The sequence below is a fragment of the Cellulomonas sp. JZ18 genome (assembly GCF_009720485.1).
GTDB lineage: Bacteria > Actinomycetota > Actinomycetes > Actinomycetales > Cellulomonadaceae > Cellulomonas.
This window is the reverse complement of sequence record NZ_CP045245.1, coordinates 2,782,926-2,804,096: the sequence shown is the minus strand read 5'-3', so window position 1 is coordinate 2,804,096 and position 21,171 is coordinate 2,782,926. Positions and strand designations below refer to the sequence as shown.

18 protein-coding genes and 1 pseudogene are annotated in these 21,171 nt (G+C 75.0%); 14 read left to right on the top strand and 5 right to left on the bottom strand.

Annotated elements, in window-relative coordinates; genetic code table 11:
• The first annotated feature begins 130 nt into the window (after positions 1 to 130).
• The 5 genes from ilvD (at position 131) to GC089_RS12770 (ending at position 6,366) form a co-directional block, all read left to right on the top strand.
• Positions 131 to 1,849, top strand: coding sequence for a dihydroxy-acid dehydratase (ilvD, locus tag GC089_RS12790; RefSeq protein WP_155377986.1), 1,719 nt, complete (start codon positions 131 to 133; stop codon positions 1,847 to 1,849).
• Between the two features lie 63 nt (positions 1,850 to 1,912).
• Positions 1,913 to 2,494 carry a pyridoxamine 5'-phosphate oxidase family protein gene (locus GC089_RS12785; protein WP_155377985.1) on the top strand — a complete coding sequence of 194 codons (582 nt, stop codon included), beginning with the start codon at positions 1,913 to 1,915 and terminating at the stop codon, positions 2,492 to 2,494.
• Positions 2,495 to 2,575: 81 nt separating this feature from the next.
• Entirely contained in the window at positions 2,576 to 4,315 is a 1,740-nt protein-coding gene (locus GC089_RS12780; RefSeq protein ID WP_155377984.1) for an alpha-glucosidase, read from the top strand.
• 63 nt (positions 4,316 to 4,378) lie between these two features.
• Positions 4,379 to 5,368, top strand: coding sequence for an ABC transporter ATP-binding protein (locus GC089_RS12775; RefSeq protein WP_155379216.1), 990 nt, complete (start codon positions 4,379 to 4,381; stop codon positions 5,366 to 5,368).
• A complete protein-coding gene (locus GC089_RS12770) occupies positions 5,365 to 6,366 on the top strand; it encodes a hypothetical protein (RefSeq protein WP_155377983.1) in 1,002 nt (333 codons plus the stop codon). The genes GC089_RS12775 and GC089_RS12770 overlap by 4 nt, the downstream gene beginning before the upstream one ends.
• Before the next feature lie 48 nt (positions 6,367 to 6,414).
• Here the strand turns inward: GC089_RS12770 and GC089_RS12765 are convergent, their stop codons facing one another.
• The 4 genes from GC089_RS12765 to GC089_RS12750 all read right to left on the bottom strand — a co-directional run bounded on the left by GC089_RS12765 (position 6,415) and on the right by GC089_RS12750 (position 9,779).
• Positions 6,415 to 7,059 carry a hypothetical protein gene (locus GC089_RS12765; protein ID WP_155377982.1) on the bottom strand — a complete coding sequence of 215 codons (645 nt, stop codon included), beginning with the start codon at positions 7,057 to 7,059 and terminating at the stop codon, positions 6,415 to 6,417.
• 72 nt (positions 7,060 to 7,131) lie between these two features.
• Positions 7,132 to 8,166 carry an NAD(P)/FAD-dependent oxidoreductase gene (locus GC089_RS12760; protein ID WP_155377981.1) on the bottom strand — a complete coding sequence of 345 codons (1,035 nt, stop codon included), beginning with the start codon at positions 8,164 to 8,166 and terminating at the stop codon, positions 7,132 to 7,134.
• 7 nt (positions 8,167 to 8,173) lie between these two features.
• Positions 8,174 to 8,695, bottom strand: coding sequence for an isoprenylcysteine carboxyl methyltransferase family protein (locus tag GC089_RS12755; protein WP_230684788.1), 522 nt, complete (start codon positions 8,693 to 8,695; stop codon positions 8,174 to 8,176).
• A 4-nt stretch (positions 8,696 to 8,699) separates the two neighbouring features.
• The gene (locus tag GC089_RS12750; RefSeq protein WP_155377980.1) at positions 8,700 to 9,779 is read right to left on the bottom strand and encodes a type III polyketide synthase; all 1,080 of its coding nucleotides are present in this window, start codon (positions 9,777 to 9,779) and stop codon (positions 8,700 to 8,702) included.
• 51 nt (positions 9,780 to 9,830) lie between these two features.
• Between GC089_RS12750 and GC089_RS12745 the strand changes: the two genes are divergently transcribed.
• The 7 genes and pseudogenes from GC089_RS12745 to GC089_RS12715 all read left to right on the top strand — a co-directional run bounded on the left by GC089_RS12745 (position 9,831) and on the right by GC089_RS12715 (position 17,587).
• Positions 9,831 to 10,721, top strand: coding sequence for a UbiA family prenyltransferase (locus GC089_RS12745; RefSeq protein WP_155377979.1), 891 nt, complete (start codon positions 9,831 to 9,833; stop codon positions 10,719 to 10,721).
• A gap of 339 nt (positions 10,722 to 11,060) precedes the next feature.
• Positions 11,061 to 12,920, top strand: coding sequence for an acetolactate synthase large subunit (locus tag GC089_RS12740; protein ID WP_155379214.1), 1,860 nt, complete (start codon positions 11,061 to 11,063; stop codon positions 12,918 to 12,920).
• A gap of 14 nt (positions 12,921 to 12,934) precedes the next feature.
• Complete coding sequence (gene ilvN, locus GC089_RS12735) at positions 12,935 to 13,459, top strand: acetolactate synthase small subunit (protein WP_155377978.1); 525 nt, start codon at positions 12,935 to 12,937, stop codon at positions 13,457 to 13,459.
• Positions 13,460 to 13,510: 51 nt separating this feature from the next.
• Positions 13,511 to 14,539, top strand: coding sequence for a ketol-acid reductoisomerase (ilvC, locus tag GC089_RS12730; RefSeq protein WP_155377977.1), 1,029 nt, complete (start codon positions 13,511 to 13,513; stop codon positions 14,537 to 14,539).
• Positions 14,540 to 14,629: 90 nt separating this feature from the next.
• Positions 14,630 to 15,187 (top strand): ASCH domain-containing protein, encoded by a 558-nt coding sequence (locus tag GC089_RS12725; RefSeq protein WP_230684787.1) that lies wholly within the window; start codon positions 14,630 to 14,632, stop codon positions 15,185 to 15,187.
• 76 nt (positions 15,188 to 15,263) lie between these two features.
• The gene (locus GC089_RS12720) at positions 15,264 to 16,322 is read left to right on the top strand and encodes a 3-isopropylmalate dehydrogenase (RefSeq protein ID WP_155377976.1); all 1,059 of its coding nucleotides are present in this window, start codon (positions 15,264 to 15,266) and stop codon (positions 16,320 to 16,322) included.
• A 156-nt stretch (positions 16,323 to 16,478) separates the two neighbouring features.
• Positions 16,479 to 17,587 (top strand): annotated as a pseudogene (locus tag GC089_RS12715) (branched-chain amino acid aminotransferase).
• Positions 17,588 to 17,675: 88 nt separating this feature from the next.
• On the opposite strand, the gene GC089_RS12710 reads toward GC089_RS12715, so the two are convergent.
• The gene (locus GC089_RS12710; RefSeq protein ID WP_155377975.1) at positions 17,676 to 18,215 is read right to left on the bottom strand and encodes a DUF6069 family protein; all 540 of its coding nucleotides are present in this window, start codon (positions 18,213 to 18,215) and stop codon (positions 17,676 to 17,678) included.
• Positions 18,216 to 18,606: 391 nt separating this feature from the next.
• Here GC089_RS12710 and cimA point away from each other — a divergent pair, with 391 nt between their 5' ends.
• Positions 18,607 to 20,220 carry a citramalate synthase gene (gene cimA / locus GC089_RS12705; RefSeq protein ID WP_155377974.1) on the top strand — a complete coding sequence of 538 codons (1,614 nt, stop codon included), beginning with the start codon at positions 18,607 to 18,609 and terminating at the stop codon, positions 20,218 to 20,220.
• Between the two features lie 84 nt (positions 20,221 to 20,304).
• Entirely contained in the window at positions 20,305 to 21,135 is an 831-nt protein-coding gene (locus tag GC089_RS12700) for a sensor domain-containing protein (RefSeq protein ID WP_155377973.1), read from the top strand.
• Positions 21,136 to 21,171 lie beyond the last annotated feature (36 nt).

Genomic DNA, 21,171 nt, shown 5'->3' with positions numbered 1-21,171 from the left:
GACCGGCACCACTCCTCGGAGCCCATCGGCAGCCCGGCCCGTCGCCGTAGGGATCCGGCGCCGCGACACCCGGCCGGACGCAGCGCGCGGGCCGGATGCCGCGCGTGCCCGCGCTGCCTACTCTCGGCTCATGACGAGCACCCAGCCCGGGACGCCCCCCGGCGTCGACATCAAGCCCCGCTCCCGGCAGGTCACCGACGGCCTCGAGGCGACGGCGGCGCGCGGCATGCTGCGCGCCGTCGGCATGGGCGACGAGGACTTCGCCAAGCCCCAGATCGGCGTCGCGAGCTCGTGGAACGAGATCACGCCGTGCAACCTCTCGCTGGACCGGCTCGCGAAGGCCGTCAAGGACGGCGTGCACGCGGGCGGCGGGTTCCCGATGGAGTTCGGCACGATCTCCGTCTCCGACGGCATCTCCATGGGCCACGAGGGCATGCACTACTCGCTGGTGAGCCGCGACGTCATCGCGGACTCGGTCGAGACGGTGATGATGGCCGAGCGCCTCGACGGCTCCGTGCTGCTCGCCGGGTGCGACAAGTCCCTGCCGGGCATGCTCATGGCGGCCGCGCGCCTGGACCTCGCGAGCGTCTTCCTCTACGCCGGCTCGATCATGCCGGGGTGGGTGCGGCTGTCCGACGGCACCGAGAAGGACGTGACGATCATCGACGCGTTCGAGGCCGTCGGCGCGTGCGCGCGGGGGCTCATGAGCGCCGAGGACGTCGACCGCATCGAGCGCGCGATCTGCCCGGGCGAGGGCGCCTGCGGCGGCATGTACACCGCGAACACGATGGCCTCGGTCGCGGAGGCCATGGGCATGTCGCTGCCCGGGTCCGCCGCGCCGCCGAGCGCCGACCGGCGCCGCGACCAGTTCGCGCGCCGCTCCGGGGAGGCGGTCGTCGAGCTGCTGCGCCGCGGCATCACGGCGCGGCAGATCATGACGAAGGAGGCGTTCGAGAACGCGATCGCCGTCGTCATGGCCTTCGGCGGCTCGACGAACGCCGTGCTGCACCTGCTCGCGATCGCGCACGAGGCCGAGGTGGACCTCACCCTCGAGGACTTCAGCCGCGTCGCGGCACGCGTGCCGCACCTGGGCGACCTCAAGCCCTTCGGCCGGTACGTCATGAACGACGTGGACCGCATCGGCGGCGTGCCGGTCGTCATGAAGGCCCTGCTCGACGCGGGTCTGCTGCACGGGGACTGCCTCACCGTCACCGGCCGCACGGTCGCGGAGAACCTCGCCGCCGTCGCGCCGCCCGACCCCGACGGGAAGATCCTGCGCGCCCTGGACGACCCGATCCACCGCACCGGCGGCATCACGATCCTGCACGGCTCGCTCGCGCCCGAGGGCGCGGTCGTGAAGTCGGCGGGCTTCGACTCAGACGTGTTCGAGGGCACCGCGCGGGTGTTCGAGCGCGAGCGTGCCGCGCTCGACGCGCTCGAGGACGGGACGATCCAGGCCGGGGACGTCGTCGTCATCCGGTACGAGGGCCCCAAGGGCGGACCGGGCATGCGCGAGATGCTCGCGATCACGGGCGCGATCAAGGGCGCCGGCCTCGGCAAGGACGTCCTGCTCGTCACCGACGGCCGGTTCTCGGGCGGGACGACGGGGCTGTGCGTCGGGCACATCGCGCCGGAGGCCGTGGACGCCGGGCCGATCGCGTTCGTCCGCGACGGCGACCGCATCCGCCTCGACGTCGCGCACGCGACGCTCGACCTGCTGGTCGACGAGGCGGAGCTCGCCGCGCGGCGGGAGGGCTGGCGGCCGGTGGCGCCCCGGTACACGCGCGGCGTGCTGGGCAAGTACCAGAAGCTCGTGCAGTCCGCGTCGAAGGGGGCCGTGCTCGGCTGACGGTCGGGTCCTGCCGTGCCCCGGCCCCGCCCGCTACGGTCGGGGCCGACGCGAGGAGGGCGCATGGCCACGGTCCACGAGTGCATCGACGCGAGGATCCGCCGGTTCGTCGAGGCGCAGCACGTGTTCTTCGTCGCGACGGCCCCCGACGGACCGGACGGGCACGTCAACGTGTCGCCCAAGGGCGTCGGCGGCACGTTCGCCGTCCTGGACGAGCGCACCGTCGCGTACGCGGACCTGACGGCCAGCGGCGCGGAGACGATCGCGCACCTGCGCCAGAACGGCCGGGTCACGCTCATGTTCTGCGCCTTCGACGGGCCGCCGAACATCGTGCGCCTGCACGGCCGGGGCCGGTTCGTCACGCTCTACGACGAGGGCTTCGCGGACCTCGCGGTGCACTTCGCCGAGACGCGCGGGGTGCGGGCCGTCGTCGTGGTGGACGTCGAGCGGGTCTCCGACTCGTGCGGGTACGGCGTGCCGCTGATGGACTACCGCGGCGAGCGGGACCTGCTGCCGTCGTTCATGGACCGCAAGGGTGCGGACGGGCAGGCCGAGTACCGCCGGCGGAAGAACCGCACGAGCATCGACGGCCTGCCGGCGTTCGACATGGACCCGGAGCCGGAGGGCACCGGCGCCACGGCGTGACGTGGGCGCGCGGCGTGCGGCGGCCGTCGCCGGGTGCGAAGGTCGGGGGACCGGCAGGCAGCAGCGCCCGAGAGGACCGACGTGACCTTCACGCGCGAGGACGCACCGTGGTGGACCACCGCGGTCGTCTACCAGATCTACCCCCGCTCGTTCCAGGACGGCGACGGTGACGGCGTCGGCGACCTGCGCGGCGTGCTGCAGCGCGTCGACCACCTCGCCGAGCTCGGCGTCGACGTCGTCTGGTTCTCCCCGCTGTACCGCAGCCCGCAGGACGACAACGGCTACGACATCAGCGACTACCAGGACGTGGACCCGCTGTTCGGCACGCTCGAGGACCTCGACGAGGTGGTCGCGGCGCTGCACGCGCGCGGGATCAAGGTCGTGATGGACCTCGTCGTCAACCACACGAGCGACGAGCACCCGTGGTTCGTCGAGTCCCGCTCGTCGACGGACAACCCGAAGCGGGACTGGTACTGGTGGCGCCCGCCACGGCGCGGGATGACGGCCGGCGAGCCCGGCGCCGAGCCCACGAACTGGGGCTCGTTCTTCTCCGGCCCCGCGTGGGAGCTCGACGAGGCGACCGGCGAGTACTACCTGCACCTGTTCAGCCGCAAGCAGCCGGACCTCAACTGGGAGAACCCCGAGGTGCGCCAGGCCGTCTACGCGATGATGCGCTGGTGGCTCGACCGCGGGGTCGACGGCTTCCGCATGGACGTCATCAACCTCATCTCCAAGGTCGTGGGCGAGGACGGGTCGCTCAAGGACGGCCCCGTCACGCACGGTGCCCTGGGCGACGCGGGCCCGGGCACGAACAACGGGCCGCGGCTGCACGAGTTCCTGCACGAGATGCACCAGGAGGTGTTCGCCGGCCGTCGCGAGTCCCTCCTGCTCGTGGGGGAGACGCCGGGTGCCACCGTCGAGGACGCGGTGCTCTTCACCGACCCGCGCCGCGAGGAGCTCGACATGGTGTTCACGTTCGAGCACGTGGGCCTCGACCACGGTCCGGGCGGCAAGTTCGACCCCGAGCCGCTGGACCTGCGCGACCTGAAGGCGACCATGGCGCGCTGGCAGGCGGGCCTGCAGGACGTCGGGTGGAACTCCCTCTACTGGGACAACCACGACCAGCCGCGGATCGTGTCCCGGTTCGGCGACGACGGCGAGTACCGCCGCGAGTCCGCCACGATGCTCGCGACCGTGCTGCACCTGCACCGCGGGACGCCGTACGTCTACCAGGGCGAGGAGCTGGGCATGACGAACGCCCACTTCACGTCCCTGGACCAGTACCGGGACATCGAGTCGCTGCGGTACGTCGAGCACGCCCGGACGCTCGGGCACGCGAGCGAGGACCAGCTGCTCGCCGGGCTCGCCGCGATGGGCCGGGACAACGCCCGCACGCCCGTGCAGTGGGACGCCTCGCCGAACGCGGGCTTCACGACGGGCGAGCCGTGGATCGCCGTCAACCCGAACCACCGCACGGTCAACGCCGAGGCGGAGCGCGCGGACCCGCGGTCGGTCTTCCACCACTACCGCCGGCTGATCGAGCTGCGGCACACCGAGCCCGCGGTGGCCCTCGGCGACTTCCGGATGCTGCTGCCCGACCACCCGCACGTGTACGCGTTCACGCGCACGCTCGACGACGTGCAGCTGCTGGTCCTCGGCAGCTTCTCCGGCGAGGAGCAGACGGTCGACGTGCCCGAGGGGTGGGACGAGACGGCGGAGCGCGTCCTCGGCAACTACGACGCCGGGGCCGCGCTCGGCGGCGGTGCCGTGACGCTGCGGCCGTGGGAGGCGCTGGTGCTGCGCCGCCGCACGGCGGGCTGAGGCGGGCACGCCCGCACGGGTGACGACGTGCCCGCGCGGTGCGGAGCGGCGCCCGGCGTGCCGATGGGGACCGTGCACGAGGAGGTCGACATCGGCACACCGGGAGAGCCCGCGGTCCGCGTCCGCGGGCTGCGCAAGACGTACCGCACGTCCACGCTGCGGCAGGTCGTCGCGGTCGACCACCTCGACCTCGAGGTCCCGGCGGGCGGTGTGCACGCGTTCCTCGGGCCCAACGGCTCCGGCAAGACCACGACCATCCGCGTGCTGCTGGGCCTCGCCCGCCCCGACGCGGGCACCGTGGAGCTGTTCGGCACGCGCGTCCCCGCCCGGCTGCCCGACGTGGTGGGGCGCGTCGGCGCCATCGTCGAGAACCCGCGGTTCGTGCCCGGCTTCTCCGGCCGGCGCAACCTGCGCCTGCTCGCCACGGCGGTCGGCGTCCCGGACGCGCGCGTCGAGGAGGTGCTCGAGCGCGTCGGCCTGCGCGAGCGCGGCGCGGACCAGTTCCGCCGCTACTCGCTCGGGATGAAGCAGCGCCTCGCGATCGCGGCGACCCTCCTCAAGGACCCGGACCTGCTGGTGTTCGACGAGCCGACCAACGGGCTCGACCCGGCGGGCATCCGGGACCTGCGCGCGACGGTCCGCGCCCTGGCCGACGAAGGGCGGACCGTCCTCGTCTCGAGCCACGTCCTGGCCGAGGTCGCGCAGGTCGCCGACACGGTCTCGATCGTCGCGGCCGGGCGCCTGGTCGCCGAGGGCACGGTCGCCGACGTCCTCGCGGGCGGGCACGGCGCGCAGGTGCGGGTCGGCGTGGGCGACCGTGCGCTCGCCGCGCAGGTCGTGACGGCCGGCGGCTGGTCGGCCGTCCCCGACGGCCCCGACGCGCTCGTCGTGTCCGGCGCGCCCGGGCCCGCGGAGGTCAACGCCGCCCTCGTGCGGGCCGGCGTGGCGGTCCACGCGCTCGGCACGGCGGGCGGCGACCTGGAGTCCGTGTTCCTCGAGCTGACGGGCGGTGCCGCGCCGGCGCCGACCGCGCGTCCCCGGGGCGCCGCGTGAGCCGGCTCCTGCGCGCCGAGCTCGCCCGGGCCCGCGCCCGCCCCGCGGTCTGGGTCGTCGCCGGCCTCGTCCTGCTGGGCGTGCTCGGGCTCGTCGTCACCGCGTGGTGGGAGACGCGTCCCCCGTCCACCACGGAGCGGGCAGAGGCCCGCGTGGCCTACGAGGCCGCGGCGGCGGACTGGCGGGAGACCGGCGACGAGCAGCTGCGGGCCTGCCGGGACGCGCAGCGGTCGCTGCCGCCGGGCGACCCGGGGGCGTACGACTGCGCCCTGCTGGAGCCGGTGCCCGAGCGCTTCCTCCCGCTGCGCCCCGGGCTCTGGCAGCTGCTCGAGGAGCGCGTCGAGACCACCGGCACGGTGCTCGCGCTCGGCGCGCTGCTGGTGGGCGCGAGCCTGGTCGCCGCCGAGTTCGCCTCCGGCGCCGTCGCGACCTGGCTGACGTTCGCGCCGCGGCGCGGGCACGTGTTCGCGAGCAAGGTGGCGGCCGCCGTGCTCGTGTCCGTCCCGGTCGTGGTCGCGGCGTTCGTCGTGCTCGCCGGCCTGCTCGCGGCCGTGGCGCACCTGCGCGGGGTGGAGACGTTCCCGCCGGGGGTGCCGGAGACGGCCTGGACGGACGTGCTGGGGCGCGCGGGGCGGTGGGCGGTCGTCGCGGTCGGCGCGGCGCTGCTGGGCGCGGGCCTCGGGTTCGCGCTGCGCCACGTGGGCGCCGTGCTCGGCGTGGTCGTCTGGTGGGCCGCGGCCGTGGAGAGCGCGCTGCGGCTCGTCTGGCCCGCCGCGGGCTGGCTGCCGCTCTCGGTGAACCTCGCGGCCTGGACCTGGGGGTCGTCCGGCTACGGGGTGCCCGCGTGCCGGCCCGACCCGGCCGCACCCGGCCTGGAGGTGTGCGAGGAGGTGTGGCACGTGGTCGGCGCGGGGCAGGGTGCGGCCGTCGCGGGCACGCTCGTCGTGCTGGCGCTCGTGCTCGGCCTGGTCTCCTTCCGGCGGCGCGACGTCCCCTGACGGCCCCGGCGGACCCTCAGTGCGCCGGGGGGCGCCGCGACGGGGAGGTCACCCCTCGTCCTGCACGTCGACCACGACCCGCACCGGGTCCTGCAGCAGGAACACCCGGAACGGCCGCGGCCCGTCGTCGACGCCCACGAACGACTGGGACCGCCCCTCGAAGGTCAGCGGCCGCGTGACGTGCTCCACGTCGCCGTCGTCGGGTCGCACGTCCTGGGCGAACTCCTCGTGCCCGGTCTCGAACGGGTAGGACGTCCCGGTCAGCCACACCCGCAGGATCGCGTCGCCGTCGACCGCCACCACCTCGTCCGAGGGGTCGTCCACCGCCTGGTCGACGTACCCCACCCGCCACCCGGGCAGTCCCTCGCCGGCGAGCTCGTAGACGACGCGGTCGTACCCGTCGTGCTCACCCGTGCGCACCGCCACCACCGTGAGCCGCCCGTCGGCGGGCTCGGCGGTCAGCTCGGTGCCCGGTGCGGTGAACCCCTCGAGCCCCGCCGTGGGCTCCGGCGCGACCGTGGTCGGCGACGCCGCGGGGGAGGTCGTCGGGCTCGCCGTGGGCGAGGCGGTCACCGTGGCCGTCACGGTCGTCGTGGCCGCCTGCCCCGGCGCGTCACCGGAGCAGGCGGCCACCGCGAGCACCGCGACCGCGGCCCCGACCGCCCCCGTCGTCCTGCGTGCCGTCGTCCGCATGGCGCACCACCCCTCGTCGTCGGTCCGCCCACCGTAGGCACGGCACGCGGACGCGTCGCGCGTCCCACGCCGTCAGCGTGCGAGGCGCTCGACCACGGCCGCGAACAGCGCGGGCGACCGCCGGGCCACGGGGACGAGCGCCGGGCGCGCGGGCGACGTCGCCCACGCGACCAGCGCGGACGTGAGCAGCCGGTAGTCGCGCGTGGCGGCGCGCCACGCGCGCTCGTAGGCGTCCGGGTCGTCCAGCGTCGCGACGGCGGCCCGTGCCTGGGCGAACCCCACCCGCAGGCCCTCGCCGGTGAGCGCGTCCACGTAGCCCGAGGCGTCGCCGACGAGCCGCACGGGGCCGACGGCGCGACGCGTGCTGCGCTGGCGCAGCGGACCCGCGCCGCGCAGCGGGCCGGCGGCCGGGGCGCCCTCCAGGTGGGCCGCGAGCTCGGGGAGCGCCGCGAGCGTCGCCGGCAGGTCCGCGCCGCGTGGCCCCAGCACGGCGACCCCGACGAGGTCGGGCGCGACGGGTGTCACGTACGCCTCGGCGAGCGGGGACCAGTGCACCTCGACGAGGTCGGTCCACGGCGCGACGCGGAAGTGCCGGCGCAGGCCGTACCGCCTCCGGTCGCCCGTCCCGGCACGGGGACGGCCCGCCGGCTCGAGGCCGAGCCGGCGCCGCACGGTGGAGTGCAGACCGTCGCAGGCGAGCAGGTGCCGTGCGGACACGCCGCCCGCCACGGCGCCGTCGGCGCTGACCCGGACGTCGTCCGCGCGCCCCCGCACCGTCGTCGCCCCGAGGTCCGCCGCACGCCTGCGCAGCGCGTCGTGCAGGACGGTGCGCCGCACACCCCGCCCGGCCGGACCGCGGAAGCGGTGGTCGACGTGCCCGCCGGGTGAGCGGTAGCTGATGCCCGCGAGCGGGTGGCCGGCCGGGTCGAGGTCCCACCCCTGCAGGAGCCGCAGCGCACCCGGCATGAGGCCCTCGCCGCACGCCTTGTCGACGGTGCCGGTGCGCGGCTCGAGCACGACGACCTCGAGCCCGCGCAGCCGCGCCTCGACGGCGGCGGCGAGCCCGACCGGGCCCCCGCCCACGACGAGCACGTCCGTGTCGGGCACGGCGCGCCTACGCCGCGGTGGCGGCCTGCAGCGCGCGCTCCTCGGCGGGGATGCGGAACCGCAGCAGCAGCACGGCGTTGAGGACCGTGAACACGAGGGCCGTCACCCAGGCCGTGTGCACGAGCGGCAGGGCGATCCCCTCCACCACGACGGCCACGTAGTTGGGGTGGCGGAACCACCGGTACGGGCCGCGGGCGACGAGCGGCAGCCCCGGCACCACGATGACGCGCGTGTTCCAGCGCGGCCCGAGCGTGCCGATGCACCACCAGCGCAGCGCCTGGCTCGCCACGACGAGCACGAGCGCCGGCCAGCCGAGCCAGGGCACGAAGGGCCGGTCGGCGACCAGCACCTCCACGACGCACGCGACGAGCAGGGCGGTGTGCAGCAGCACCATGGCGGGGAAGTGGCCACGGCCGCTCTCCACGCCCCCGCGCTCGAACGACCAGCGCGCGTTGCGGGACGAGACGACCAGCTCGGCCAGGCGCTCGACGGCGGTGAGCGCGACGACGACGACGTAGAGCGTCAGCACGGTGTCAGCCTGCCGTGGACCAGCGCAGCAGCACCATCTCGGCGCTGACACCGGGACCGAACGCGAGGAGCACGCCGGGCGACCCGCCGGGCGGCGGGTCCTCGCGCAGCGTCCGGTCGAGCACGTCGAGCACCGAGGCGGACGAGAGGTTGCCGACCGCGGCCAGCGACGCGCGGCTCGCCGCGAGAGCGTCGGCGGGCAGCGCGAGCGACTGCTCGACGGCGTCGAGGATCCGGGGCCCGCCGGCGTGCACGACCCAGCGGGTCACGTCCCCGGTCTTGAGCCCGTGCGCGGCGAGCACGCCCTCGACGTCCGGCGCGAGCTCGGCCCGCACGACGTCCGGCAGCCCCGCGGACAGCACGATGCGGAAGCCCGTCGCGCCGATCTGCCAGCCGAGGTCGCCCTCCGTGCCCGGGTACAGCCGGCTGCGCGTCGCGACCACGGCCGGTCCGGGCGCCCGGTCGGCCGACGGGTGCGCGTCGCCCACGAGCACGGCCGCCGCGGCGCCGTCGCCGAACAGGCCGTTGGCGACGAGCGAGGCCGGGTCGGTGTCGCCGTGCTGGAGCGTCAGCGAGCACAGCTCGAGGCAGACCAGCAGCGCCACGTCGTCGGGGTGGCCCGCGAGGTAGTCGTGCACCCGGGCGAGCCCGGCGGCCCCGCCGACGCAGCCCAGCCCGAACGACGGCAGGCGCTTGACGTCCGAGCGCAGCCCGAGCCGGCCGACGAGCGCGGCGTCGACCGAGGGCGCGCCGATCCCCGTCACCGAGGTGAAGAGGACGAAGTCGACGGCCTCGGGCGCGACGCCGGCACGCGTCAGGGCGTCCGCCGCGGCCCGTGCGGCCAGGTCCGTGCCGACCCGCAGGTAGAGGTCGTTGGCCTGCCCGAAGTCCCGCACGCCCGCGTACTCGTCCGGGGCGAGCGCGAGGTGGCGCGTGCGCACGCCGCTGTTGCGGTGCAGCCGGCGCATGAGCTGGCCGGCACGCTCGTCCTCGCCCGTGACCAGCGGCGCGATCACCTCGGCGATGGCGTCCTGGGCGTGCGGCGGGCCCGGCAGGGCGGGGGCGACGGCGAGGACGCGGGACATCTCGGCATCGTGGCACGGGCGCCGCCGGACGGCGCGGGCTACCGTCCAGGTGTGCCCGACGCCCCTGCCGCCGCCCCGGTGCGCGACCCGCACGCGCGCCGCGGCCCGGCCGCGACGGCGGTCGCGCTCGCGCGTGCGTCCCACCTCGGTCCGACGGTGGTCGTCACCTCCTTGTGCACCGCGCTCGCGGTGGGCGTCGGCGCCCCGGGCGGGACGGTGCTGCTCGTGCTCGGCGTCGTGCTGGCCGGCCAGCTGTCCATCGGCTGGTCCAACGACTGGCTCGACGCGGCCCGCGACCGTGCCGTGGGCCGCACCGACAAGCCGGTCGTCACCGGGGCCGTCGCGCCCGGCACGCTGCGCGGCGCGGCGGTCGCCGCGGTGCTCGCGTCCGTCCTGCTGTCGCTGCCGACCGGGCTCGCCGCCGCGGCCGCGCACCTGGGCGCCGTCGCGATGGGCTGGGCGTACAACGTGCGCCTGAAGTCGACCGCCGCGTCCTGGCTGCCCTACGCGGTGGCGTTCGCGCTCCTGCCGGCCTTCGTCGTGCTGGCGCTGCCGGGGGACGGGCGCCCCGCCGCGTGGCTGCCGGCGGTGGGTGCGCTGCTGGGGGTCGGCGCGCACCTGGCCAACGTGCTGCCCGACCTCGAGGACGACGCGGCGACGGGCGTGCGCGGCCTGCCGCACCGGCTGGGACGCCGGGCGACGGGTGTGCTCGCGCCCGCCGTGCTCGCGCTCGCGGTCGTCGTCGCCGTGCTCGGCCCGCCCGGGGCGCCGCGCCCCGTGCCGGCCGTCGTGGCCGTGCTGGCGGTGGGCACGGGGGCCGTGGCGGGCGCCGTCGGGCTCGTCCGGGACCGCAGCCGGCTCCCGTTCACCCTCGCGATGGTCGTCGCGGTGCTGTGCGTCGTGGTGCTCGTGGCGTCGGGGGCGCGCGGCGCCGTCACCTGACCGCCGCACGCCGGCCGGCGCCGGCGGCGGGGCGGTGACCCCGGCGGCGCGTCCGTGATCCGGTCTCGTGAACCAGGATGTGAGACGCGGGAGGGGCGAGGTGACACGTCCGCGTGACGGGCGTAGTGTCACGGCCGTGCAGACGATCCTCGTAGTACTTCCTGAGCGCGCCGGCTGAGGCCGACACCGCCAGGTCTCGTCCGCGCGCGCTCGCCCCTCGTCCATCCCGGTGCCCGGGTCGAGGGGCTTTTTCGTGCCCGGCGTGCCTGTGCGCCGGGGACCGCACCGGACGTGCGCACGCCGCACGACGACAGCACCGAGCAGCACCAGGAGACGACGATGGTCCAGGGTCCCCACCCCGCACCGCCGCGCACGCCGGTCCGCCCCGTCCGGCCCGCGGGTGACGCGGCCGCGCGCCCGGCCGAGACGGAGACGCGCCGCATCGGCCCCGAGAAGGTCACCGGCGCCCAGTCGATCGTCCGGTCGCTCGAGGAGGTCGGCGTCGACGTCGTCTTCGGCATCCCCGGCGGTGCCATCCTGCCCACCTACGACCCGCTCATGGACTCGAGCCGGGTGCGGCACGTGCTCGTGCGGCACGAGCAGGGCGGCGGCCACGCCGCCGCCGGCTACGCCTACGCCTCGGGCAAGGTCGGCGTCACGATGGCGACCTCCGGCCCGGGGGCGACGAACCTCGTGACGGCGATCGCCGACGCGAACATGGACTCCGTCCCGATGGTCGCGATCACGGGTCAGGTCGGCACCGCGCTGATCGGCACCGACGCCTTCCAGGAGGCGGACATCGTCGGCATCACGCTGCCGATCACCAAGCACAACTTCCTCGTCACGGACGCGGACGACATCCCCCGCACGATCGCCGAGGCGTTCCACATCGCGTCGTCGGGCCGTCCCGGGCCGGTGCTCGTCGACATCACGAAGTCGGCCATGCAGACCGACACGACGTTCAGCTGGCCGCAGGAGGTGCAGCTGCCCGGCTACCACCCGGTGACGCGTCCGCACGCGAAGCAGGTCCGGGAGGCCGCACGTCTGCTCGCGACGGCCCGCCGGCCGGTGCTGTACGTCGGTGGCGGCGTCATCCGCGCCCGCGCCTCGGAGCTGCTGCGCCGGCTCACCGACCTGTCGGGCGCGCCCGCGGTGACGACGCTCATGGCCCGCGGCGCCCTGCCCGACAGCCACCCGCAGCACCTCGGCATGCCGGGCATGCACGGCACGGTGGCCGCCGTGGCCGCGCTGCAGAAGGCGGACCTCGTCGTGGCGCTGGGTGCGCGGTTCGACGACCGCGTGACCGGCAAGCTGTCGAGCTTCGCCCCGAACGCGACGGTCGTGCACGCCGACATCGACCCGGCCGAGATCGGCAAGAACAAGCGCGTCGACGTGCCGATCGTCGGCGACCTGCGCGAGGTCATCGCGGACCTGCTCCCCGAGCTCGAGCGCGAGCACGAGCAGCAGGGCAAGCCGGACCTCGAGGCCTGGTGGCGCCAGCTCGACGCGTGGCGCGAGACGTTCCCGCTGGGGTACGACGAGCCGACGGACGGCCACCTCGCGCCGCAGCACGTCATCAGCCGCATCGGCGAGCTGACCGGCCCCGAGGCGATCTACGCCGCGGGCGTGGGCCAGCACCAGATGTGGGCCGCGCAGTTCATCCGCTACGAGCGCCCGAACTCGTGGATCAACTCCGGCGGCCTGGGCACGATGGGCTTCTCGGTGCCGGCGGCCATGGGTGCGAAGGTCGGTGCGCCGGACCGCACGGTGTGGGCGATCGACGGCGACGGCTGCTTCCAGATGACCAACCAGGAGCTGGCCACCTGCACGATCAACGAGATCCCGATCAAGGTCGCGGTGATCAACAACAGCTCGCTCGGCATGGTGCGCCAGTGGCAGACCCTGTTCTACGAGTCGCGCTACTCCAACACCGACCTGCACACCGGTCACGGCACGGTGCGCGTGCCGGACTTCGTCAAGCTGGCCGACGCGTACGGCGCGGTGGGCCTGCGCTGCGAGACGAAGGCCGACGTGGACGCGACGATCAAGCGGGCGCTCGAGATCGACGACCGCCCCGTGGTCGTGGACTTCACCGTCTCGCGCGACGCGATGGTGTGGCCGATGGTCGCCGCCGGCGTGAGCAACGACGACATCCAGTACGCCCGCGGCATCAGCCCCGCGTGGGACCGCGAGGACTGAGAGGAACCGCTGCGATGACCCGCCACACCCTGTCCGTCCTCGTCGAGAACAAGCCCGGTGTGCTCACGCGCGTCGCGGGCCTGTTCGCGCGGCGCTCGTTCAACATCCACTCGCTCGCGGTGGGTCCGACCGAGCACGAGGAGATCAGCCGCATCACGGTCGTCGTCGACGTCGACGCGCTCCCGCTGGAGCAGGTGACGAAGCAGCTCAACAAGCTCATCAACGTCATCAAGATCGTCGAGCTCGAGGACGCCGCCTCCGTGCAGCGCGAGCTGCTGCTCGTCAAGGTCAAGGCCGACGTGTCCCAGCGCACGCACGTGCTCGAGGTCGTGCAGCTGTTCCGCGCGCACGTCGTGGACGTCGTTCCCGACACGGTCGTCGTCGAGGCGACCGGCAGCCCGGGCAAGCTCGACGCCCTGCTGGCGGCCCTCGAGCCGTTCGGCATCCGTGAGATCGTGCAGTCCGGCACGGTCGCCATCGGCCGCGGACCGCGGTCCATCACCGACCGCGCGCTCGAGCGCGTGAGCCGGTCCGCCTGACCCACCCCACCTGCTCCGTCCCCTACGCACGACACATCGAGGAGATCCACCGTGGCTGAGCTGTTCTACGACGACGACGCCGACCTGTCGGTCATCCAGCAGAAGAAGGTCGCCGTCATCGGCTACGGCAGCCAGGGGCACGCGCACTCGCTGAACCTGCGCGACTCCGGCGTCGACGTCACCGTCGGCCTGCGCGAGGGCTCGCCCTCGCGGGAGAAGGCCGAGAACGAGGGCCTCGCGGTCGCCACCGTGGCCGAGGCCGTCGCCGGGGCCGACGTCGTCGTCGTCCTCGCGCCGGACCAGGTGCAGCGGATCGTCTACCGCGACGAGATCGAGCCGAACCTCAAGGACGGCGCCGCGCTCGTCTTCGGCCACGGCTTCAACATCCGCTTCGGCTACATCAAGCCCGCCGCGAACCACGACGTGCTCATGGTCGCCCCCAAGGGCCCGGGTCACCTCGTGCGTCGCGAGTACGCGGACGGGCGCGGCGTGCCGGTCATCGTCGCGGTCGAGCAGGACGCGTCGGGCTCGGCGTGGGACCTCGCGCTCTCGTACGCCAAGGCGATCGGCGGCCTGCGTGCCGCGGGCATCAAGACGACCTTCACCGAGGAGACCGAGACCGACCTGTTCGGTGAGCAGGCCGTCCTCTGCGGTGGTGTGTCGCAGCTCATCCAGTACGGCTTCGAGACGCTGACCGAGGCGGGCTACCAGCCCGAGGTCGCGTACTTCGAGGTGCTGCACGAGCTCAAGCTGATCGTCGACCTCATCTTCGAGGGCGGCATCACCAAGCAGCGCTGGTCGGTCTCCGACACGGCCGAGTACGGCGACTACGTCTCCGGCCCGCGGGTCATCACGCCCGAGGTGAAGGAGAACATGAAGGCCGTCCTCGCCGACATCCAGAACGGCGAGTTCGCCCGCCGCTTCATCGCCGACCAGGACGCGGGCGCGCCCGAGTTCCAGGCGCTGCGCGAGAAGGGCCAGAACCACCCGATCGAGCCGGTCGGCCGCGAGCTGCGCCAGCTGTTCGCGTGGGTGAAGCCCTCGGACAGCGACTACCGCGAGGGCAGCGCGGCGCGCTGACCCCTCCTCGGCCGCGGGCCGTCACGCCTCGTGCGTGGCGGCCCGTCGCCGTTCCTGCTCCGGTCGCCGGTCGGGTGGGCGGAGGGCAGGATGGCGGCGACCCGAGCCGAGGAGGAGCCGATGGACGAGCCGCGGACGACGGCGCGCGAGCGCGCGGACGTGCAGGACGACGACGGGCTGCTGGCGTTCTGGCAGGCCGCACAGGGGCACCTCGGGTTCGGCCGGCTCGGCGTCGTGGTGGGCGAGCAGTCGGACGACGTCGTCGTCCCGCCGGCGTGGACGTTCGGGGTGACCGCGGAGGAGGCCGACGCCGAGGTCGAGGCCGTGCTCGCGGGGCGCAAGACGGCGACGTCGGGACCGCGCGCCGCGTTCGCGGACCTGCCCGAGGTGGGTGACGTGGGCATCGTGCTCGACGGGGCGCACAGGCCGCGCGCGCTGGTGCGCGTCACGGCGGTCGACGTGGTGCCCGGGTCGCTCGTCTCGACGGGGCACGCGGGCGCGGAGCTGGGCGTCGCGCCGAGCGAGGACGCGCTGGAGCGCTGGCGGGCGCTCAACGCGGGCGTGTCGGGCGAGGTCGCCGACGAGGTCGTGGTCGAGCGGTTCGAGGTCGTGTACCCGACGGACGGGCCGGCGCCCGCGGTGGACTGACCTGCCCGGACGCCCGCCGTGTCCACGTCGTGGAAAGCGCCGGTCCGACAGGCAGGACGGTCGTAGGGTGGCGAGCATGTCGGACAGCACGCGCACCCTGGACCTCGCCGTCGTCGCCGGGGACGGCATCGGCACCGAGGTCGTCGAGCAGGGTCTGCTCGTGCTCGAGGCGGCCCTCGGGTCGGCCGGGCCGCGCCTGACGAGGACGGACTTCGACCTGGGCGCGCGCCGCTGGCACGCGACGGGGGAGACCCTGACCGACGCCGACCTCGACGCGATCCGCGGTCACGACGCGATCCTGCTGGGCGCGATCGGCGACCCGAGCGTCCCGTCGGGCGTGCTGGAGCGCGGCCTGCTGCTCAAGCTCCGCTTCGCGCTCGACCACTACGTGAACCTGCGCCCCGGCCGGCTGTACCCGGGCGTGCGCTCGCCGCTCGCCGAGCCGGGCGACGTGGACTTCGTGGTCGTCCGCGAGGGCACCGAGGGCCCGTACGTGGGCAACGGCGGGGCGATCCGCACGGGTACGCCGCACGAGGTCGCGAACGAGGTGAGCGTGAACACGGCGTTCGGCGTCGAGCGCGTGGTGCGCGACGCGTTCGCCCGGGCCGCCGCCCGCCCGCGCAAGAAGCTCACGCTCGTGCACAAGCACAACGTGCTGGTGCACGCCGGCCACCTGTGGCGCCGCACGGTCGAGGCCGTCAACGCGGAGTTCCCCGACGTGACGGTCGACTACCTGCACGTCGACGCCGCGACGATCTTCCTCGTGACGAACCCCTCGCGCTTCGACGTGATCGTCACGGACAACCTGTTCGGCGACATCCTCACGGACCTCGCCGCCGCCATCACCGGCGGCATCGGCCTGGCCGCCTCGGCGAACATCAACCCGGACCGCACGGCGCCCTCGATGTTCGAGCCGGTGCACGGCTCGGCGCCCGACATCGCGGGCCAGGGCAAGGCCGACCCGACGGCGACCGTGCTGTCCGTCGCGCTCCTGCTCGACCACGTCGGCGAGACCGCGGCCGCGCGCCGCGTCGAGGCGGCTGTCGCGGCCGACCTCGCCGAGCGCGGCACGGCCGAGCGAGTACGGTCGACGGCCGAGGTGGGCAAGGACCTCGCCGCCCGCGTCGCCGGCTGACGCGCCCCTCCCGGGCGCTCCACCGCGGCGCACGCGCCGGCCCCGAGTCCTGTCCCGCAGGTGCCGCCCGCGTGCGCCCGCACGCCCGCGCCGCACCTGTCCACCCGGCCGTCCGCACCGGTACCGTCGACGTCGACCCTGGTGAAAGGCCTCCCGATGAGCACCCTCGCGACCCCCACGACCGCGCCCTCCTTCGCGATCCACGCGTCCCCGCACCCCGCGCCGGACGCCGAGCGCGCGGCCGCCCTGGCGGCGCCGAAGTTCGGCACCGTCTTCACCGACCACATGGCGCGCATCGGCTGGTCGCAGGCGACCGGCTGGCGCGACCACCGCGTCGAGCCGTACGGGCCCCTGCAGCTGGACCCGGCGACGGCGGTCCTGCACTACGCGCAGGAGATCTTCGAGGGCCTCAAGGCGTACCGGCACCCCGACGGCACGGTGTGGACGTTCCGCCCGGAGGCGAACGCCGCGCGCTTCCAGCGGTCCGCGCGTCGCCTCGCCCTGCCCGAGCTGCCCGAGGCCGACTTCGTCGGCGCGATCCGCGCTCTCGTCGAGGTGGACCGCGCGTGGGTGCCCACGGGTGAGGAGACCAGCCTGTACCTGCGGCCGTTCATGTACGCCTCGGAGGCGTTCCTCGGCGTCCGCGCGTCGCTCGAGGCCGAGTTCCTCGTGATCGCCTCGCCGGTGGGCCCCTACTTCGCCGAGGGCGTCAAGCCGGTGTCCATCTGGGTGTCGCGCGAGTACCACCGCGCGGGTGCCGGCGGCACGGGCGCGGCGAAGGCGGGCGGCAACTACGCCGCGAGCCTGCTGCCGCAGCAGGAGGCGTACGCGAAGGGCTTCGAGCAGGTCTGCTTCCTCGACGACCGGACGGGCACGCAGCTCGAGGAGCTGGGCGGCATGAACGTGTTCGTCGTCCACGCCGACGGGTCGGTGGCGACGCCGCCGCTGTCGGGGACGATCCTCGAGGGCGTGACGCGCTCGTCGATCCTGCGCCTGCTGACCGACGCCGGCCACGAGGTCTCCGAGCGCCCGATCCTGCTCGAGGAGCTGCGCGCGGGCCTCGTCGACGGCAGCGTCAGCGAGGTGTTCGCGTGCGGCACGGCCGCCGTGATGACGCCCATCGGGCGGCTCGCGAGCGACGACTTCGACCTCGTCGTGGGGACGGCCAGGCCGGACCCGTCACGACGCGCATCCGTGCCGAGCTCACGGACATCCAGTACGGCCGCGCGGCCGACCGGCACGGCTGGATGACGCGGCTCGTCTGACCGGTCGCGCACCCGCCGACGACGGCGGCTCCCGGGAACGGGCGCCGCCGTCGCCGCGTTCAGCGGCACGGGGCGCGCCGTCGTGGGGTCAGACGAGCACGCGCCGCACGGTCCAGCCGAGGACGCCCGACAGCAGCGACCAGATCGACACGCCGACCAGCAGGTGCAGCACCGCGGTCGCGATGCCGGCCCCGCGGTCCGAGGGTCCCGTGAGCGGCAGGAGCACCGCGACGAGCGTCGCGAGCGCGAGGATCCAGCCGAAGAACGCCCCGGGGCGCGGCGTGGTGACGACGAGCGCCTGCAGCAGCGCCGCCGCGACGAGAGCGGCGAGCGCGCTGCCGAGCACGGTGGGGGCCATCGCCGACCCGGCGTCGTCGAGGACGAGGTCGAGGTCCATCACCCGCTCCAGCAGCAGGACGCCGACGGCACCGACCAGACCCGCGACCAGCGCGGTGGCCACCGCGCCGGCCCAGAAGCGACGCGCCTCCACCGTGAGCCGTGCGACCGCGCGGGTGGGCGCCACGGCGTCCACCACGGCCGGCACCACGGCCGGCGACACCGCGGGCGGCACCGTCGGCGGGGCGCCGGCGCCGCCGGCCGCGTCGTCGGAGGGGGAGGGGTGCGACATGGCCGTCTCCTGTCTCGCGCCCGTCCGGGTCCCCGGTCGCGGGCGCAGGACACGCTAGTGCGCGCGGTCCGGTTCGGCACGGTACGCCCCGTTCCGCTCACCCGGACGGGCGGGGCGCGCACGTCCCGGATCGTGGACGGTGCACCGTGGCGGGCGGACCTGTGCCACCATCACCCCGTGACCTGCTTCACGCTCATCATCGTGTAGCGCGTCGGCCCATCCCGCCGACGCGCAGACCTCCCGTACCCCGGGGGTCTTTTTGTTGGTCCACCGCCGTGCCGGCTCCACCCCCGCCGGCCCGGCACGTCGACGCGGCACCCGGCACCACCCCCGCCGGTCCGGCACCTGAGCCGCTGCGCCGACGCACGCCCGCACCGCCCGAGGAGCACCCGTGACCGACCGCTCGTTCCACGTCTACGACACGACCCTGCGCGACGGCGCCCAGCAGGAGGGCATCAACCTCTCCGTCGCCGACAAGCTCGCGATCGCGCCCCTGCTGGACGAGCTCGGCGTCGGCTTCATCGAGGGCGGCTGGCCGGGCGCCGTGCCGAAGGACACCGAGTTCTTCCAGCGCGCCGCGAAGGAGCTCGACCTGCGCAACGCCGAGCTCGCGGCCTTCGGCGCCACCCGCAAGGCCGGCACGCGCGCCGCCGACGACCCGCAGGTGCGGGCGCTGCTGGACTCCGAGGCGCCGGTCGTCACGCTCGTCGCCAAGAGCGACCTGCGGCACGCCGAGCGCGCGCTGCGCACGACCGGCGAGGAGAACCTCGCGATGATCGCGGACACGGTCGCGTTCCTGCACCGCGAGGGACGGCGCGTGTTCGTCGACGCCGAGCACTTCTTCGACGGCTTCGTGTTCGACGCGTCCTACGCCCGTGCCGCGGTGCTGGCGGCGTTCGAGGCCGGGGCGCAGGTCGTGGCCCTGTGCGACACGAACGGCGGGATGCTCCCCGACCAGGTCCGCGACGTCGTGCTCGACGTGCGCGCCGCGGTGGGCCCCGGTGCGGTGCTCGGGATGCACGCGCACAACGACTCCGGGTGCGCGGTCGCCAACACGATCGCCGCGGTGGACGCGGGCTGCACGCACGTGCAGGGCACCGTGAACGGGTACGGCGAGCGCACCGGCAACGCGGACCTGCTCGCGGTCGTCGCGAACCTCGAGCTCAAGCGCGGACGTGCCGTGCTGGCGCGCGGGGAGGACGGGGCGGGCGGCCTCGCCGACCTCACGCGCATCGCGCACGCGATCAGCGAGATCACGAACATCTCGCCGTTCGCGCGCCAGCCGTACGTGGGTGCGAGCGCGTTCGCGCACAAGGCGGGCCTCCACGCGTCGGCGATCAAGGTCGACCCGGACCTCTACCAGCACACCGACCCGGCGCTCGTCGGCAACGACATGCGCATGCTCGTCTCCGACATGGCCGGGCGCGCGTCGATCGAGCTCAAGGGCCGCCAGCTCGGCATCGAGCTCGCCGCGCACCCCGACGTGCTCAGCCGGGTCACGAGCCGCGTCAAGGACTCCGAGGCCAACGGCTACACGTTCGAGGCCGCGGACGCGTCCTTCGAGCTCCTGCTCGTCGAGGAGCTGGAGGGGGCGCGGCCCGCGTACTTCCGGGTGGAGTCCTGGCGGACGATCGTCGAGCGCAACGGCGGGCGCGGCACGCCGGCCACCGCCGAGGCGACGGTCAAGCTCAACGCCGGGGGCGAGCGGATCGTCGCGATCGGCGAGGGCAACGGCCCCGTCAACGCGCTGGACCAGGCGCTGCGCAGCGCGCTCGTGCGCGTGTACCCCGAGCTCGAGGCGTTCGAGCTCATCGACTTCAAGGTGCGGATCCTCGACCAGAGCCACGGCACGGACGCGGTCACGCGCGTGCTGATCGAGACGACGGACGGCCAGACCTCGTGGAGCACTGTCGGCGTCGGGCCCAACATCATCGAGGCGTCCTGGGAGGCGCTGACCGACTCGGCGATCTGGGGTCTGCGCCACCACGGCGTGACGCCGCGCTGACGGACGCGCGCGCGGACGTCGGCGGGACGTCCTAGCCTCGGGGGTGGCCCCGCGACGGGCCCCGGCGACCCGGAAGGAGGGCCCGTGCCCGGCAGGGACCCACAGCGCCGAAGGCCGTGGTGGCCGTGGCTGCTCGGGGCGGTCCTGGTCGCGCTCGTGCTCGCCGTCGTGCGTCCGTGGAGCGACGCGGCGCCCGCGGCCGACCCGACCGCCACCGCGACCCCGCCGGCCCCGGCGCCCACGGCGAGCGTGACGCCCGCCCCCGCCACGTCCCCGGCCGCCCCGCCCGGTGCGGACGCGGTGTTCGACGCCACCACCCTGCCCCGGCTGCTGCTGACGCGTGGCGACGTGGAGTCGGCCGTGCCGGCCGCGGAGGCGGGCGTCACGCAGGGGCTCGCACCGGGCGCGACGCCGTGGGGGCTGCCCACGGGCGGGACGGTGGACCCCCCGGCGTGCACGACCGCCGTCACGGTGGTCGCCGGTCCGCCGGTCGCGCACGACGCGCTGGCGTGGGCCAACGAGGAGGTCCGGGTCGCCCAGGACGTGGTCCTGCTGCCGGACCCGGCCACCGCGCGCGAGGCCTTCCGCACGCTGGTGACGACGGTGGACGGGTGCACGTCCTACACCGTGCGCGACGCCGCGGGCGGTGCCGTGCGGTGGGTGACGCAGCCGGCGATCGAGGGGCAGGGTCTGCTGCCGGAGATCGTGCAGGAGGTCACCGTGCAGGGCGGTGACGGCGAGCCGCGGGCGCGGTACGTGGGGCACACGCTCGTCGGCAACGCGATCGTCACCTGGACCGCGACGGCGCTGGACCCCGCGGCGCGCGAGCAGGCGTCCGACGTGCTCGGCACGACCGACGAGCTGAGCCGCATGGTCGAGGAGCGCGCGCTCACCGCGGTGCGGGCGCTCGCCTGAGCGCGGCACGGGCGACGGCCCCGGTCCCGGTCCCGG